Below are 14,600 nucleotides of genomic sequence, written 5' to 3' on the forward strand. Positions count from 1 at the left end.
GCATCACGCTCGTCATGATCGCCATAATCGACTATGGAATGGGGAATCTGCGGAGCGTCCACAAGGCGTTCGAAGCGGTGGGGCATCGCGCGGTCGTTACCCGAGACCCGCGGGTGATCCACGATGCCACGCATGTCGTGTTGCCGGGCGTCGGGGCGTTTGCTGATTGCATGGCGAATCTCGACCGGTACGATCTCATCGATCCAATCCGGCGCGCCATCGGGACGGGCAAGCCGTTTCTCGGCATCTGTCTCGGCCTGCAGGTCCTGTTCACCGAAAGCGAGGAGTTCGGCGTCCACAAGGGTCTGGATGTCATCCCGGGTCGGGTCAAACGCTTTCGCTTTGATGGTGCGGGAAACGGGGGCACGGGAAAAAGCGACGGCTCGGCCTTCAAGATTCCGCACATAGGCTGGAACGCCGTCGTGATCGAGAAACCCGCACCGCTCTTTCGGAACATCGAGACGGAGAGCTTCTGCTATTTCGTGCATTCGTATTATGTGGAGCCGGACGATCCGGCCGTGGTCGCCAGCGTGACCGACTATGGCCTGCGGTTTGCATCCAGCGTCTGGCGTGACAACATCGTCGCTTGCCAGTTCCATCCGGAGAAAAGCCAGGCTGTGGGTCTCCGAATGGTCAAGAACTTCGGAGATTGGGGATGACTGAGCGCCGCCGGGGCCTTGCAGGTAGCGGGCCGTTCCGCGCCGCGCTCGCAGTCTGGTTGGCCTTGTCTGTGGCGGGGGCGGTGCTGAGTGGATGCGGGCCGTCCAAAGTCACCGTGAAGGCGTCGCCGGATCTGGAAAAGTATCGGGTGCAGACAATTGCCGTGGTGCCGTTTGACGCCTTGACCACGCCTCAGGTGGTTGATCCGCTGGAACCGCGCTTCCAGGTTCCGGCCGGCGCCAAGGCCTCCGATATTTCCGTGGCCGTTCCGCCGGCTAGTGAAACCGCCTCCCGCCCGACGTCGGTTGTGCCGTCATCCGCGCCGGAAAAAGTCACCCGCATGATTTGGAATCGGTTGCGGGCGAGGAAGGGGTTGCTGATCCTGCCGCTGGACGAAGCGGACAAGGTAGCGAAGGAGTTGTCCGGCAAGCATGAAAACCTCTCTCGCGAAGCGCTGGCTCAACGGCTTGCCGACCGGATGTCGGCGGATGCTGCGTTGGTCGGGAGGGTGTTGGTGTACAAGGAGCGGGTCGGGAGCCGGTTGGGGGCTGATCCGGCCGCGGTCGGATTCGAAATGAAATTGGTGGCGCGGGACGGAACGGTCCTGTGGGAAGGGAACTATTACGAAAAGCAGCGCCCCATGAACGAGGATCTGATCGGGTTCATCCAGCGCAAGGGCGCGTTCGTGACGGCCGACGAATTGGCCGCCTATGGGGCGGATCTGGTTTTACGAGACTTCCCGTTCGGCACGGCATCATAGAGCGATCCTGCACCAGATCAAGTGGCGGTAGGCGATGCTGGTGATTCCTGCAATCGATCTGAAAGGCGGGCGGTGTGTCCGTCTGCGACAGGGAGACTTGGCCGCCGAGACCGTCTATTCGGACGATGTTTTGGGTGTGGCGTTGGGCTGGCAGCGGCTTGGCGCGGCGCTGATCCATGTGGTGGATCTCGACGGAGCGGTCGCGGGGGAGCCAACAAATCTAGGCCGGATCGATGCCGTCGTGAAAGCGGTGTCGGCTAAGGTGCAGGTGGGAGGGGGGATTCGGACGATGGACACGGTCCGTCGCTATCTGGACGCCGGTGTGGCTCGGGTGGTGTTGGGGACGGCGGCCTTGCTCGACCGGGCATTGTTGGAGCAGGCATGTCGGGAATTTCCGCTTCGCATCGTCCTGGGGTTGGACGCGCGTGATGGCCATGTGGCCGTGCGGGGTTGGACCAGCGTGTCGAACACCCGCGCGGTGGATTTGCTCAAGAGCCTCGCGGGTTATCCTTTAGGTGCAGTGGTTTACACGGACATCGCCAAAGACGGGATGCTGAGCGGACCCAACCTGGCAGCCTTACGGGAGGTTGTCGACGCATCGGCAGTCCCGGTCATCGCATCCGGAGGCATCGCGAGCGTGGAGGATGTGCTGGCGATCAAGGCACTGGGGTCTCGCGTGGAAGGCGCGATCGTCGGGAAAGCCCTCTATGAGGGAAAGCTGGACCTCGCGGCTGCGATCGCGGCCGCAGGTTAGGGGCGCAAGGCTCAAGGTGCTGAGTACTCAACCTCGCGCGGCGTCCGCGGGCTGGGAGCTTGCAAAGCAAACGGCCATGCTGACCAAACGGATCATTCCCTGTCTGGATGTCAAGGACGGCCGGGTGGTGAAGGGAGTCGGGTTTGTCAACCTGCGCGATGCCGGCGATCCGGTCGAAGTTGCGACGGCCTATGACCGGGAAGGCGCTGATGAACTCTGTTTCCTGGACATCACTGCATCGTATGAGAACCGCAAGACAATCCTGGATGTTGTGGAGCGAACCGCCGAGCGGGTCTTTATGCCCCTCACAGTGGGAGGTGGGGTCAAGACCTTGGAGGACATCAGGGCGTTGCTGAAAGCCGGGGCGGACAAAGTCAGCATCAATACGGCCGCGGTTGAGAATCCGGAATTCGTGCGGCAGGCGGCCGAGCGGTTCGGCACGCAGTGCATTGTGGTGGCCATCGACGCCAAGCGGTGCCGAAACAGCGAACCGTCCGGCGCATCGGGTGAGTGGGAAGTCTACACTCATGGCGGCCGGAACTCGACCGGCTTGTCGGTGATCGACTGGGCCCGCCGCATGGAGAGCTACGGAGCCGGAGAGATTCTCTTGACCAGTATGGATCGGGATGGGACCCAAGAAGGGTACGATCTGGAACTGGTGCGGGCGGTCGCCCGGGCCGTGTCCGTTCCGGTCATTGCCTCCGGTGGGGCGGGTACGCTGGAGCATCTCTACGAGGGGCTCGCCATCGGTCGGGCCGACGCGGTCCTAGCGGCCTCGATCTTCCATTATCGGACGCACACGATTCCTCAGGTCAAACGGTACTTGCGTGAACGCGGGGTGGCGGTGAGGATGGTTCCGGCTGAAACGTCGGCTGGGTGACTATGCACAAGAAGATAGCGAACAGCCAATAGCGAATAGTCGGCAAACGAGAATGAACGATCAGAGTTCCATAACTTTTGACGAGCAAGGGTTGATCCCCGTGGTGGTCCAAGATTGGCGGGACGGCACGGTTCTGATGTTGGGGTACATGAACCGAGAGGCGATCCACAAGACGCTGGAAACCCGTTCCGTCCATTTTTGGAGCCGGTCCCGCAACAAGCTGTGGGAAAAAGGGGAGACCTCCGGCCATCGGCTCGTGGTCAAGGATCTCTTTGTCGATTGCGATCGGGATACCGTGTTGGTCAAAGCCGAGCCGGTCGGCCCGACCTGCCATACCGGTGAGCGGTCCTGTTTTTTTAACCGTGTGACTGACCAGGGGACACCCGACACGGGCAAAACGACCGAGGCCTTCGGCGGGATTCTGGAACGGATTTATCAGACGATTCGGGATCGGTGCGCGTCGCCGAAATCCGGCTCCTATGTCTCCACCTTGCTGGAAGGGGGAGTCGATCGGATCCTTAAGAAAGTCGCCGAGGAAGCGGGCGAAGTCCTGCTGGCTGCCAAAAACGGCAAGCGGGAGGATATCGTTTACGAAGTGGCCGATCTGCTGTTCCACACCTTGCTGGTTCTGGGTTATCACCGGATCACGCTCGACGAGATCTATCAGGAATTGGCCAAACGTTACGGCAAGTCGGGGTTGCGTCCCGCCCAACCGTGAGGAGCCGCGCGTGAACACTTGTATTTTTTGCCGGATCGTCGAAGGAAGCATGCCGGCGAAGCTAGTTCGTCAAGACGAACTTTCCCTGGCCTTCGAAGACATCAATCCCCAAGCGCCGACGCATATTCTTGTGATTCCTAAACGACATATCCGGTCTGTGCAAGAGGCGGGCGAGAACGACGCCGGGTTGTTGGGCCATCTCATGCTCGCCTGCAAGGAGATTGCGAAAGAGCGGGGTCTGGCGGAGGCCGGCTATCGGGTCGTCACCAATGTCGGATCGTACGGCGGGCAGACGGTGTTTCACCTTCATTTTCATTTGCTTGGCGGCCGACACATGACCTGGCCGCCCGGGTGAGGTGCTGGCCCGTCGCATTGACAGTTTGCCGGTTCGTTTGTTAGGTTGACCGGTCAATTTTTCCGATCCGCCGGCCGATACCTGTCCGGGTTCTGTCGGAGAGTACACTCAACCAGACGGAGTCTGTGCCGCTGTGGGGCAGGGCCTGATCGCTGACGAGATCATCAACCAAATTCGGGACCGGGTTGATATTGTGGAGGTGGTCGGCCAGCACGTCGCCCTCTCCAAGGCCGGACAAAACTTCCGGGGTCTCTGCCCTTTCCATCACGAAAAAACGCCTTCTTTCAACGTGAGTCCGTCACGCCAGATTTTTCATTGCTTTGGCTGCAAAGTCGGCGGGAACGTCTTTTCGTTCCTGATGAAAATGACCGGTGCCAGCTTCCCCGAAGTCGTTCGCCAACTCGGCCAACAGGTCGGGGTGGTCGTGCCGGACCTTGCGGGCAAGGGACTGGACCCCCACGCGGCCAATCGGGCGCTCTTGGAGAAAGTCAATCAGGCCGCCGCGGCATGGTTTCAGCATAATCTGTGGGGTACGAGGCCGGGCAAGGAGGCGCAGGCGTATCTAATCGGACGCGGTATTCAGCCGGAGATCAGTGAGCGATTCGGGCTCGGCTTTGCCCCGCCGGGGTGGGACATGCTGGTGAAGGCGTTGACCCGCGAGGGATTTAATCCCGGCGACCTGGCAGCGGCGGGCCTGGCGGCAGCCCGCAAGCCAGTGCAGGGAAGCTCGGGCGCAGGTGGATACTACGATGTGTTCCGTGCCCGCGTGATGTTTCCCATCCGCGATCAGCGGAAGCGCGTCGTCGGATTCGGTGGTCGGGTGCTGGAGAAAGGAACGCCGAAGTATCTGAACTCTCCCGATACGCCGCTCTTCAAGAAAGGCCAGACGCTGTTCGGATTGGATCTGGCGCGCGAAGCCGCGGGAAAGACCGGCAGCCTCGTCATTGTCGAAGGCTACTTCGACGTGATCGCTCTGCATCAGGTTGGCATCCGCAACGTCGCGGCGACGCTCGGCACGGCCCTGACTGCCGACCACATCCAGAAGATCCGTCCGGTCGTGTCCAAAGTGGTGCTCCTGTTCGATCCGGATCAGGCCGGAGTTCGGGCTGCGCTGCGATCGTTGGATCTGTTCGTGAACAGCGGGATCGCCGTGCGGGTCGTGTCGCTGCCCGACGGCGACGATCCGGATACTTTTGTCAGAGTGCGCGGAGCGGAGGCGTTCCTTGCGTTGCAGGAACGGGCGCCCAGCCTGCTCGATTTCGCTCTGGAACATTGTCTGAAGAATGCGGGATCGGGAACCATCGAAGATCGGATCAGAAGCGTGGACGACATCTTGCGAGTGCTTCAAAAGAGCACCCACCCGATCGAAAAGGAAGAACGCCTCCGCGTCGTGGCGGAACGCTTGGGGATCAGTCAACAGCGGCTGATCGAGCGCTATCCCGCCCTGCTGGCTCGAGAATCCAAGACCAGATGGAACGGCCGGGCCGCTCAGCCCCGGTCGTCACCGGCGCGCCCCAAGATCAACCCCGAGGAGCGCGATCTTGTCCACTTTCTGCTGCACGGACGGCTGTCGCCGGCCGACGTCCGGCGACTCCGGCCCGAGCTGTTTTCGGACCAAGCCTGTCGCCGAATTGTCGAAAGCGCGCTCAAGAACCTCGATTGGGACGGGCGGGTTCGGTTGCAGGAAGTGCTGGACGAGGTGATCGATGATGCCGAATGCGGGCCGTTGGCCACCGAACTGTCGCTGGCGGACCAACCCTATGACGATATCCAAGGGTATATCAGGGACTGCCTGGCCGTCCTGGAGCGCAAGCGGGCCGAAACGAGGTTGCGGGAGCTGATCGCGCAACTCAAAGCAGCGGAGCGCGAGGGGCGGGTCGATGACGTCCGGGTCTTGAACGCTCAGGTCAACGAATGGCGCATCAGAAAAGCCGCGGTCCGGTCGTCCGCCGTGTAATGTTGTCTGCGAAGGAGTCGTTATGCCGAAACAAGAATTGATCGGCGAGGTGAAGAAGCTGATCTCGCTCGGGAAGGAGAAGGGGTTTCTGACGTACGACGAACTGAACAGCACGTTACCGGCCGAGGTGGTGTCCTCCGAACAATTCGGGAATCTCATGACGATGTTCGGCGAAATGGACATCGAGATTGTCGATACGGCCGACGGCGAACGCTTCCAGAAGGGGGGCGAACACGAAGAGACGGCTGAAGAGATCGAGGACGGCGAGACGATTGAAGAAGGCGAAAAGGAGATCGATCTCTCGCCCGGCGCACTCAGCCGCACGGACGATCCGGTCCGGCTCTATCTGAAAGAAATGGGCAGCGTCGCGCTGCTCAGCCGGGAAGGCGAGATCGAGATCGCCAAGCGCATCGAGGAGGGGAAAAAAGAAATCGCTTCGGTCGTGTACGGCATGCCGATGACGATCGAATTTGTCTTGTCGTTGCGTGACCAGCTCAAGCACGGAAAGATCGATGTCCGGGAGATCGTCCCCGTCACGGAGACGGAGGAGGAGTTCGAGGAAGAAGAGGTCGAGCGCGATTATGAGGAGTTGAAGCGAAAGACGCTCGACGCGCTGAACGCGGTCCGGAAAGTGTCTTCCACGCTCAAGAGCCTCTATGAAAAGAGCCGACATGCGGGCAACGATCCGGTCCGGCAGAAGAAAATCAAGAAGCAGATCGAAGCCATCCGGCAGCAGGTCGTGGAAAAGATGGAGTCGGTCAACCTGCACGCCGTTTTGAAGGATCGGATGGTCCAGCGGGTCCGCGATCTGGCGCAACAGATCCGAGCGGCCGAGCGCGAAATCGCGCAATGCCAGCGGAAGCTCGGCGTGTCGGGCGAGACGGGGCTCGAACTGCTCCGGCGGCTGGGGCGGAGCCGTCGCGATCTGCTAGCCGTGAAGCGCAAGACCGGTCTGTCGGAGGAGACGCTTCAGGAATTGAAGAAGACGTTTCAGGCGGCTCGCGCCCGGATCCGGCAATTGGAAACCGAAGAGGCGCTTGTCTCGGCCGAGGAAATCAAAGAAGCCGTCCGCCATCTGGACATCGCCGAAGAAAAGGTCAAGCGGGGCAAGGCAGAGTTGGTCGAAGCCAACCTGCGGCTGGTGGTCAGCATCGCCAAGAAGTACACGAACCGAGGCCTGCAGTTTCTTGATCTCATTCAGGAGGGCAACATCGGCCTGATGAAGGCGGTGGACAAATTCGAATACAAACGCGGCTACAAGTTCAGCACTTATGCGACCTGGTGGATCCGCCAGGCCATCACCCGGGCAATTGCGGACCAGGCGAGGACCATCCGCATCCCGGTGCATATGATCGAGACGATCAACAAGCTCATCCGGACTTCCCGCCACCTGGTGCAGAAACTGGGGCGTGAGCCGACCCCCGAGGAAATCGCCGAGCGCATGGATCTCCCCTTGGACAAGGTGCGTAAGATCCTGAAGATCGCCCGTGAACCCATTTCGCTTGAAACGCCCATCGGCGAGGAGGAAGACAGCCATTTGGGCGACTTCATCGAGGACAAGAAGGCGATCTCCCCGCTTGAAGCAGCGATCCGCTATGATCTGCAACGCCAGATCAACAGCGCCCTGGAGACGCTGACGCCCAGGGAGGAGAAGGTGTTGCGCAAGCGCTTCGGGATCGGCGAAGCGACGGACCATACCCTGGAGGAAGTCGGACAGGACTTCGAGGTCACGCGAGAACGGATCCGGCAGATCGAAGCCAAAGCGCTCCGCAAGTTGCGTCATCCGAGCCGCAGCAAGAAATTGCGCAGCTTCGTCGAAAGCCTGTAGAATACCGTGCGAAATGGAGGATCGGGCACACAGGCGAGACGCGCGGGACTCGGGACAAATGCCTGGCCCGCGGCTGAGGCGGGCCCATAGCTCAGGTGGTCAGAGCGGCTGACTCATAATCAGTTGGTCCTAGGTTCGAGTCCTAGTGGGCCCACCACGCCGCCGGGGGAACGCCGAGCGACTATCCAGGTGCTCGTCACAGACCGCGGAAAGCAAGGGCTCCATTTGAATCCCCATCTTTCATCCCTCATCGAACTCCAGACTCTGGATCTTCGGATCGCCGAGATCAGGGAACAACGACGGAAAATCCCTGAGCGACTGGCCGAGGCGGAGGCGCCCCTGCGAGAAGCCGCCCGGCTTCTCAAAGAGACCACCGATTCGGTGGAGGCGCTAGTCAAGGAACGTCGCGCGCGCGAGCGGGATCTGGAAGCCCACGAGTCGCAGACGGAGAAGCTGAAAGCCCGTCTGAGCGAGCTCAAGACTAACAAAGAATATCAGGCGTATCTCTTCGAGATCGAGATGGCGAACAAGAAAAAGGGGGAAATTGAGGAGCAAATCCTGATCCTTATGGAAAAGATTGAGCAGATGCAGCGAACCGCCAAGGATGCTCAGGCCAAGGTCACGGAAGCGGAGCGCGCCTTCGGCCGGGAAAAGAAAACGCTCGAAGAGCTGGAGACGAAATTGGATGCGGAACTGTCGGAGTTGGACCGCAAGCAGCGGGAGCTGGCCGCCACGATCGACAAGGGGCTCTTCGACCGCTACACCAAACTCAAGGCGGTGCGCAAAGACATGGCGCTGGCGCCGGTGCGGGACGGCGTCTGCCAAGGGTGCCGGCTGCAGGTGCCGCCGCAGCTCGTCGCCGAGGTCAAACGATCTACCGAGTTGCAGACCTGTCCCTATTGCCATCGGATGCTGTACTGGGACGGCGGGCCAGTGGAAGATGTGAGGGTCGCCCCCGGCGCCGAGAAGGCTGACGACGAGGTCGGCGAGGCGGTCTAGCGTGCTAACCCGCCAGCACCGCTTGGGTGGTTTTGAAATGCAGCTTCGCGACGCTCTTCAACCGTTCCTGCCCGTGCTTCTTTACAATCATCCGTGCCGCCAGCTCCACCGCCGGTGACGCGCCTTTGGGCAGCGTTGTCCCCACCTCATCGGATAGTCGTTTCAAGCGAAGCAAAAACTCGGCGCGCGCCACGATGGATGCGGCCGCGACGGCCACATCGGATTCGGCTCTCGGCATTTGCACAAGCCGGACGCTCCGGCCTTTCTCCTGCAGCGCGTGCCGGATGAACCGCTCATCGCCGAACTGATCGGCGATGGCCAAACCGCACTCGACTCGTTCTAAGACGTTTTCAAGAGCGCGGGCGTGCCCCCAGGCCAGCAGCCGGTTCAGGTTCTTGATCTTCCGATACAGCTCGTTGTAGCGCTGGGGCCCGATGGCTACCACGCTGTGCGGGCAGATTGCACGAATGTCCGGCGCCAGTTCGAGAATCCGGCCATCGGAAATCTTCTTGCTGTCCCGCACCTGCATCAGGCGAAGCTCGGATTCCGTCGTCGCATCGACAAACACCGCCGCGACGACCAGAGGGCCGAAATAATCGCCTTTCCCGGACTCATCCATGCCGATGCGGTTGACGCCGGAAAAGCTGGCTTGGTCGGTCAAAGAGGACGGTTCCACGTGGACTTGATGGTTGCGTGGCGCTAATCTAGCAGAGCCCTGAGTACCGGTCAATTTCGGCCGGGTGAAGGAGTGGTGGCATGAACAACATGAACAAAATAATGAGTCTGATCGCCGTTGTGAGCGTGGCGGTAGCGGGCCTGATAGCTTGCGAGACCAATCCCTATACGGGACGATCCCAGTTGCTGATGATGCCGATCTCTCAAGAACTGCAACTTGGCGCCCAGGCCTATGCGCAGGTGAAAAACGACCCCAAGGTCAAACTCTCCCAGGACCCGCGCGAGGTCGAGCCGGTGAAACGCGTGGCGCAGCGGGTCATCGAGGCCGCCAAGCGGTCCAAGTACGCGGAGATGGCCAAACAATTCGAGTGGGAAGTCACGGTCATCAAGGACGATAAAACCATGAACGCCTTCGCGCTGCCCGGCGGCAAGATCGCGGTCTACACCGGCATCTTCCCGGTGGCCAAAAACGAAGCCGGGCTGGCGGCCGTGATGGGGCACGAAGTCGTGCACGCGCTGGCGCGGCACGGCGCCGAACGCATGAGCCAGAACATCGTCGCGCAGATCGGGTTGGAGGCGGCGAATATCGCGTTAGGGGCAAGCGGCGGCAGCCCGCTCCTCTCGCAAGGTGCGATGGCCGCACTCGGGGCCGGGGTGCAGGTCGGGGTGCTGCTCCCGTTCAGCCGTGCGCATGAGTCCGAGGCCGACTACATCGGCCTTCTGCTCGCCGCGCAGGCCGGCTATGACCCGCGCGAAGCCCCTCGCTTGTGGGAACGCATGGAACAGCTCTCCAGTGGGAAATCTCCGTCGGAATTCCTCTCGACGCACCCCAGCCACGGCACCCGCATCCAGCAACTCCAGCAATGGATGCCCGAAGCGTTGGCGCTCTACCCGCAAAACGGCCTCGGACTCGGCTCTGAACTGCCGCCGATCGGCGGGCAGTAGGAATCAGGGATGGTAGGCCCTGCTGAAGGGCTCCGTAGGGCTAGACGTGCGGGGGTCGCGAAACAATTGATCGCCATCCGCCTGTCGCCGCGCCTGTTGTGCACGCTCCGGAGGATGGCGTCGAAGCAGGCAAACCCTATCAGACGCTCATTCAGGAGCTGTTGGAACAAGCCGCCCGGTGGGGAGTCTATAAGGGCGTCATGCTGCCGAGCAAGAGGGCATGTCGCTGTAACCGGCTTTCATCCTGTGTCAGCGGCGTTCTACTGCCTTGAGCTGTTTCAAGATCTCCTCAACCTTGATCATTAGCGAACTCGTTGTCTCCTCCAGTGCTTCCAACCGCTCTTCGAGCCTGTTGCGGGAAGGTAGCTGCTCGTTCTCCAGCTTGTGCACCATCTGCTCCAGCCTAGCGAGCTTGTCCTCTTGAGACCGGACCAACTGCATGGCCTGATGCGCCGTCACCTGGATGTCTCCTCGAAGGCTGGGCAACTGCTCCTCCTTCACGCTCCGAATCTCTTCGGCCAGGCGCGCACGCGTTTCCCCCACCATCCGATCGATTTCCTCTTTGGCCTTCTGGATCTTGTGCTGCAACTCCTGATGAGTCTTCTGCAACTCCCGGTTGGTTTGCCACAAATCCGCCTGCTCGGCGAGACATCCTGCCGTTGTGTTCAAGAACGCAGCCACAAGAAGTGTCTGCCAGTAGGTAAAGAACCGTAGACGAAAAGTCAATCCGCCAACGCGAGGCAATGAAAAGGGGGTCGAACGAAAAGAGGGCGAAAGCACTGCTGTCCAAAACAATCTGTCCTTCAGCATCTTCCCCGCGTGAATTGTGCGTTTCAGACGGCTTCGGCTCCGTTGCTCGGATGAGGTTGCCCGTGCTGCTGTCTAAGATCACCTGGCGAACAGCATGCCCTGGATGGGGACCGGCCTCGGCACCGGGCGTTCAAATGGCGCATCCAACCATGCCCACAGGTCCCGATAGGTCAACAGGTTGAAGCGGAGCAAGGCCGCGAGGTTCGAGAGACTCCAGGGGCACGTGGACTTGAGTTGCAGAAACTTCAGCAGCAACATCGCGATTAGGGCGATCCAGATCTGCACTTGCACCGCGTTCTCACTGGGGCCCACAAAGGTCATGATCTTGAGGTGTTGTTTCAAGGCCTTGAAGAGCCGCTCAATCTGCCACCGCTCCTTATAGATGGCGGCAATTGTGCTAGCGGCGAGGTGCATCAGGTTCGTCAGGAACGTCACCCGGCGTTGCTGCGTCTCGTCCCAAATCGTCACCTGCCGCAGCGGCACGGTGCAGCGGTCGGCCGCATGCGAACTGGTCAAAGCGAATCACCTCATTGGACAAGACCGGGCCACGGGTGGGTACCGGACGCCACTCCAGGACGTCATACAGCATATTGGTGCGCGGACGCGTGACGAACCCCTCGTCGGTCACCGTCCAGCGCTGATAGAGGGCATCGTCCAGGTACCCGCGGTCGACCACCACGATCGTCCCGGGGTGAAGGTCAGCATCTGGGCCACGCGGACATCATTGACGTCGCTTTCGGTGACGAGGGCCCAACAGGGCAAGCAGCCTTGGTGATCGAGCTGGAGGTGCAGCTTGATGGCTCCTTGGGTCCGCAGGAGCCGGGCCAATCAAACACCGCGGCACACAGCTCGATGATGGTGGTATCCAGCGTCCGCAGCGGGTGCTTGAATTAGAACCGGCGCCGCTTCACGGCTCGTCACCGTCTGACAGCGGGCGAGCACCTGATAGAAGAGGGTCTCGTACAGGTTCCACAGCCGATGGGCATTGGCATAGGCGAGCGTCGAGCGGGTCGGCGTCCGCCGCACGCCCAGATGCACCAGCTTGCCCAGGGCGGTGGCGAGACCGCCGCAGATCTCCCGCAGAGAGTGGGCACTGCCCATCTGGCAGAAGAGCATGGCCACACAGTGGTCCCAGCAGCCGAACCCCTTGGCCGCTCGCTCGGCGGCGTGCTGCCGGATGGCGCGAGCGAAGTCCGCTCGATCGATCAGGGCCAGGATTTGTGCAAAGCAACTCGCAACGGTTACCATAAGGCACCTCAGGCTTGTGGGTGGCACGGCGCGGCTACGCCCTGGACGGGTGTTGGTGAACAGCTCATCCTACTCACAAGCCGGAGGTGTTTTAAGAACTTATTTGGACAAGAGTGGGGCGGGAGTCTTTCCGCGTGCAGCAAGTTGCCACAGGATTGTCCGACAACTCTGTGCGCGCGATCGTTGGCTGCAGAGATTTGTGGAGCATGGAGTCGGCCAGAAAAGGTTCTCGAGCGTGAAAAGGCTCCCAACCCTTTTAATCTTCTCGCGACCCCTTTAATCTTCAAATCTTCTTCAGATGCCGGGTTGGGAGCAGCGCCGTACAGTCCTTGGACCGCCGACTGTGCCAACTGCTCGGGCTGTGATTGGCTCTCCTGGTGTGGTTTTCCTTCCTGGACAACGCGCAAGCTTCTGTTAGCTTTGTGTGGGCACTCGCGTCGGCGGTCCAGGCGCATGTTTCTTCAACCACTAGGACGACGAACAGCCTTCTTGCATGAGGGCACGGGTTCTTGTTTTGTTCATGGTTCTGGCGAGCGGTTTCGTCAGTTCAACCGTCGACAGCCAGGCCGAGGAGATCAAACCGCATTTCCCTGCGAGCATGCAAGAGCTCAGGTTGACCGCCGGCTACCTGCTTCCGCACCGACTTACGAAGGACCACGTAACCGAACAGGAAGGTCCGGCGCTCATGCCGTTGTGGGAGATGGTGCTGCATGAGCTGGTCGGAGACGGTTGGTATCAGGGGCAGACCACGGTCGGCGCCGAAGCGGTCTGCATCGAGTTTCGCGAACCGGTTCTCACACATGGTATTGGGTTCACACCCGAAATCAAATACACGTGCGTCGCACTCGATCGCCTGCGGCCTTATGTCGAGTTCGCCGGCGGCCCGTTCTGGAACGACCTGGGCGGACGCATTCCCAAAGAGTCGTCTCGGCTCAACTTCATCATGACGGCCGGGGTTGGCGTCTCGTGGTTCCTGACCCATCAGACGGTGCTCAATGTCGGGTATCGGTTCCATCACATTTCCAATGCCGTGCCGGCACACGCATGCTGAACCTCGGTATCAACTCCAGTTTGCCCTTCGCGGGCTTTTCGTTTTTCTTTTTTTAACAAGGGAGGGCACCTTTGACATGCGCGCACGGCCGTTATCGCGACGCGACGGATCCTGTGTGAGACCCGCTGCGCAACCGCCACCGCTTGCGCGGCCTTGGCGGTCTCTTGCGGCGGGTGCACACGGTGGACCCAGGTGGCTGAGATTGCTTCGCCCGCTGCGCCGACCGCGAGCGCGCTTACCGACCGAGGCGTGAGTCCCGGCTGTGCTGCACACTATCTTCATCGAGCAGAACGGGGCTCCGCTCAATCCGAACTCCGATCAAGAGCGCCGCCTATTGAGCGCCCTGTACGACACCAGCGTCTGTTCGTAGCTCCTCTTTCCTGCGCACATCCAGCCGCTGTTGGTCGACCGGGAGCATGTGGTCGCTCGCCTGTCGATGCGGCAGACCGTGGATTCTCACGCCGGTAAGGCGGCCTTCAAGGGGTTCCTCATCGGCGCGCCGATGTTCTTGGCCACTCCGCTCCTTCTCCTGCAATGCGAACTATGAGGCGCAGATGACGTTGAACCTGCAACGGTGGGACGGCCAGATCAGGCAGTATCAGGCATCATCCAAGGGGACAGCCTATTATCACTTGTTCAGCGCCACTCCCTTGGCCGTTGAAGAACTGCAAGGACAAGTCACCGAGCGTTGTTTGCTCTCGCTGAAGGATCAACTCCTGAAGGACGCACAGTTTTACCTCGCCGACATGCCTCCTTCGCGATCCGGCCCAATAGGCGTCAGTGCTGTTGACGCTCCTGCCGCCGCGGCCAATTTGCCGGCCGAGTAGATCGGATTCTCCTTCGGCCCCTGATCATGCCGTTGAGCCATGTGGTGGTGCTTTTCTTAACGACACGGAGACGTTGCCGCGGGCCTGCTCCCCATCGCCGCGCTTGCAGCAGTCACGATTCACGACTATACTG

General features: G+C 60.7%; 16 protein-coding genes and 1 tRNA gene. 13 read left to right on the forward strand and 4 right to left on the reverse strand.

Features of this window, described 5'->3' with window-relative positions; translation table 11 throughout:
* Positions 1 to 14 precede the first annotated feature (14 nt).
* From hisH to ACWHTU_RS04130, 10 genes are all read left to right on the forward strand, one after another.
* Positions 15 to 659, forward strand: coding sequence for an imidazole glycerol phosphate synthase subunit HisH (gene hisH / locus ACWHTU_RS04085; protein WP_447861880.1), 645 nt, complete (start codon positions 15 to 17; stop codon positions 657 to 659).
* On the forward strand, positions 656 to 1,420 hold the full coding sequence (locus tag ACWHTU_RS04090) for a hypothetical protein (protein ID WP_447861881.1): 765 nt from the start codon (positions 656 to 658) through the stop codon (positions 1,418 to 1,420). Before hisH ends, ACWHTU_RS04090 begins: the two co-directional genes overlap by 4 nt.
* Positions 1,421 to 1,454: 34 nt before the next feature.
* Positions 1,455 to 2,174 carry a 1-(5-phosphoribosyl)-5-[(5-phosphoribosylamino)methylideneamino]imidazole-4-carboxamide isomerase gene (gene hisA / locus ACWHTU_RS04095; protein WP_447861883.1) on the forward strand — a complete coding sequence of 240 codons (720 nt, stop codon included), beginning with the start codon at positions 1,455 to 1,457 and terminating at the stop codon, positions 2,172 to 2,174.
* A 76-nt stretch (positions 2,175 to 2,250) separates the two neighbouring features.
* Positions 2,251 to 3,054: an imidazole glycerol phosphate synthase subunit HisF gene (hisF, locus tag ACWHTU_RS04100; RefSeq protein ID WP_447861884.1), complete on the forward strand. Its 804-nt coding sequence runs from the start codon at positions 2,251 to 2,253 to the stop codon at positions 3,052 to 3,054.
* Between the two features lie 52 nt (positions 3,055 to 3,106).
* Positions 3,107 to 3,772, forward strand: coding sequence for a bifunctional phosphoribosyl-AMP cyclohydrolase/phosphoribosyl-ATP diphosphatase HisIE (hisIE, locus tag ACWHTU_RS04105; RefSeq protein WP_447861885.1), 666 nt, complete (start codon positions 3,107 to 3,109; stop codon positions 3,770 to 3,772).
* A 10-nt stretch (positions 3,773 to 3,782) separates the two neighbouring features.
* Complete coding sequence (locus tag ACWHTU_RS04110) at positions 3,783 to 4,127, forward strand: histidine triad nucleotide-binding protein (protein ID WP_447861887.1); 345 nt, start codon at positions 3,783 to 3,785, stop codon at positions 4,125 to 4,127.
* Positions 4,128 to 4,260: 133 nt separating this feature from the next.
* Positions 4,261 to 6,084, forward strand: coding sequence for a DNA primase (gene dnaG / locus ACWHTU_RS04115; protein WP_447861889.1), 1,824 nt, complete (start codon positions 4,261 to 4,263; stop codon positions 6,082 to 6,084).
* Positions 6,085 to 6,106: 22 nt separating this feature from the next.
* Positions 6,107 to 7,912, forward strand: a complete 1,806-nt coding sequence (gene rpoD / locus ACWHTU_RS04120; RefSeq protein ID WP_447861891.1) for an RNA polymerase sigma factor RpoD — start codon at positions 6,107 to 6,109, stop codon at positions 7,910 to 7,912.
* A gap of 80 nt (positions 7,913 to 7,992) precedes the next feature.
* Positions 7,993 to 8,069: transfer RNA gene (locus ACWHTU_RS04125), tRNA-Ile, on the forward strand.
* Between the two features lie 32 nt (positions 8,070 to 8,101).
* A complete protein-coding gene (locus ACWHTU_RS04130) occupies positions 8,102 to 8,911 on the forward strand; it encodes a zinc ribbon domain-containing protein (RefSeq protein WP_447861893.1) in 810 nt (269 codons plus the stop codon).
* 4 nt (positions 8,912 to 8,915) lie between these two features.
* On the opposite strand, the gene rnhC is transcribed toward ACWHTU_RS04130, so the two are convergent.
* Positions 8,916 to 9,587 (reverse strand): ribonuclease HIII, encoded by a 672-nt coding sequence (gene rnhC, locus ACWHTU_RS04135; protein ID WP_447861894.1) that lies wholly within the window; start codon positions 9,585 to 9,587, stop codon positions 8,916 to 8,918.
* A gap of 80 nt (positions 9,588 to 9,667) precedes the next feature.
* On the opposite strand from rnhC, the gene ACWHTU_RS04140 reads away from it, so the two are divergent.
* Positions 9,668 to 10,531 (forward strand): M48 family metallopeptidase, encoded by an 864-nt coding sequence (locus ACWHTU_RS04140; protein ID WP_447861895.1) that lies wholly within the window; start codon positions 9,668 to 9,670, stop codon positions 10,529 to 10,531.
* A gap of 249 nt (positions 10,532 to 10,780) precedes the next feature.
* On the opposite strand, the gene ACWHTU_RS04145 is transcribed toward ACWHTU_RS04140, so the two are convergent.
* From ACWHTU_RS04145 to ACWHTU_RS04155, 3 genes are all read right to left on the reverse strand, one after another.
* Complete coding sequence (locus tag ACWHTU_RS04145; protein WP_447861897.1) at positions 10,781 to 11,200, reverse strand: hypothetical protein; 420 nt, start codon at positions 11,198 to 11,200, stop codon at positions 10,781 to 10,783.
* Positions 11,201 to 11,419: 219 nt separating this feature from the next.
* The gene (locus ACWHTU_RS04150) at positions 11,420 to 11,857 is read right to left on the reverse strand and encodes a transposase (RefSeq protein WP_447861899.1); all 438 of its coding nucleotides are present in this window, start codon (positions 11,855 to 11,857) and stop codon (positions 11,420 to 11,422) included.
* Positions 11,858 to 12,169: 312 nt separating this feature from the next.
* A complete protein-coding gene (locus tag ACWHTU_RS04155) occupies positions 12,170 to 12,589 on the reverse strand; it encodes a DUF4372 domain-containing protein (RefSeq protein ID WP_447861900.1) in 420 nt (139 codons plus the stop codon).
* Between the two features lie 493 nt (positions 12,590 to 13,082).
* On the opposite strand from ACWHTU_RS04155, the gene ACWHTU_RS04160 reads away from it, so the two are divergent.
* Together ACWHTU_RS04160 and ACWHTU_RS04165 are read left to right on the forward strand one after the other, a co-directional pair.
* On the forward strand, positions 13,083 to 13,640 hold the full coding sequence (locus ACWHTU_RS04160; RefSeq protein WP_447861902.1) for an acyloxyacyl hydrolase: 558 nt from the start codon (positions 13,083 to 13,085) through the stop codon (positions 13,638 to 13,640).
* A 554-nt stretch (positions 13,641 to 14,194) separates the two neighbouring features.
* Entirely contained in the window at positions 14,195 to 14,467 is a 273-nt protein-coding gene (locus ACWHTU_RS04165) for a hypothetical protein (RefSeq protein WP_447861903.1), read from the forward strand.
* Positions 14,468 to 14,600: the final 133 nt, after the last annotated feature.

It is taken from the genome of Nitrospira calida (assembly GCF_976986435.1).

Coding starts and splice junctions, on each gene's coding strand:
- ACWHTU_RS04090 (WP_447861881.1), top strand. CDS start 656: ATGACTGAGCGCCGCCGGGGCCTTGCAGGTAGCGGGCCGTTCCGCGCC.
- hisF (WP_447861884.1), top strand. CDS start 2,251: ATGCTGACCAAACGGATCATTCCCTGTCTGGATGTCAAGGACGGCCGG.
- hisH (WP_447861880.1), top strand. CDS start 15: ATGATCGCCATAATCGACTATGGAATGGGGAATCTGCGGAGCGTCCAC.
- ACWHTU_RS04155 (WP_447861900.1), bottom strand. CDS start 12,589: ATGGTAACCGTTGCGAGTTGCTTTGCACAAATCCTGGCCCTGATCGAT.
- ACWHTU_RS04165 (WP_447861903.1), top strand. CDS start 14,195: ATGACGTTGAACCTGCAACGGTGGGACGGCCAGATCAGGCAGTATCAG.
- hisA (WP_447861883.1), top strand. CDS start 1,455: ATGCTGGTGATTCCTGCAATCGATCTGAAAGGCGGGCGGTGTGTCCGT.
- rpoD (WP_447861891.1), top strand. CDS start 6,107: ATGCCGAAACAAGAATTGATCGGCGAGGTGAAGAAGCTGATCTCGCTC.
- hisIE (WP_447861885.1), top strand. CDS start 3,107: ATGAACGATCAGAGTTCCATAACTTTTGACGAGCAAGGGTTGATCCCC.
- ACWHTU_RS04140 (WP_447861895.1), top strand. CDS start 9,668: ATGAACAACATGAACAAAATAATGAGTCTGATCGCCGTTGTGAGCGTG.
- ACWHTU_RS04160 (WP_447861902.1), top strand. CDS start 13,083: ATGAGGGCACGGGTTCTTGTTTTGTTCATGGTTCTGGCGAGCGGTTTC.